The organism is Brachyspira sp. SAP_772 (genome assembly GCF_009755885.1).
GTDB lineage: Bacteria > Spirochaetota > Brachyspiria > Brachyspirales > Brachyspiraceae > Brachyspira.
Window position 1 is genome coordinate 1 of record NZ_VYIX01000097.1, and the last position, 827, is coordinate 827.

1 protein-coding gene is annotated in these 827 nt (G+C 24.0%); it reads right to left on the minus strand.

Annotated elements, in window-relative coordinates:
- Positions 1–729: glycosyltransferase family 2 protein (locus tag GQX97_RS12805; RefSeq protein ID WP_157152259.1), on the minus strand; the 729-nt coding region annotated here is incomplete at its 3' end.
- Between the last annotated feature and the right edge of the window lie 98 nt (positions 730–827).

Here is an 827-nt window from a genome sequence, read left to right on the forward strand (position 1 = left end):
AAATGCCAAGAAAGCTTCTTGCTCTACAAACTTAGCAAAAGATAATGATTTAGTTTGCCAWARATTATWTTTRGTATAAAATTCATCTAAGATATCAAACCACTGCTTTATAGCGTTTAATAATATTTTTGGTTCTTTTACTGCTTTTGATGAATCTTGTCCTTCTCTTTTAATATAATGATAATGAGTATTATATTCATAACTTATATTTTTTGYATACATTAAAAGTTTATGAGAGAATATACCGTCTTCTCCAGGCTGAACATTTAGAGGATATCTTAAATTATTATTATTTTTAAGAATACTTGTTTTTATAAACATAGAACAAGTAGGAAGAGCTGAATGATATTTGTTTGTAGCTCTTTTATCAAGTCCCCAAAAATTACTTAGTATAACCAAATCACTGTTGTTTTGTTTGGCATTATTATAAAATACTTCCAAAAAATCTTTATCTATATAATCATCGCTATCTAAACAAAATAAGTATTCACCAGCTGATTTTTCTATTCCGTCATTTCTAGCAGCGGAAACTCCAGCATTTTTTTTATTTATTATTGTTATCCTTTTATCTATTTTTGCATATTCTTCAAGTATAGAAAGTGAGTTATCTGTAGAACCATCATTAATACATATTATTTCTAAATCTTTATATGTTTGACCTATTACACTATTCAAACAATCTCTYAAATATTTTTCTACATTGTATACTGGTATAATTACACTAATCATAAATATATATTATCAAAACAATAAAAAAACTCAAGTTATGTTATATTAATTATTCTATTTATAGTATTGTTTTTTTTGAAATTAATTTATAAAATATA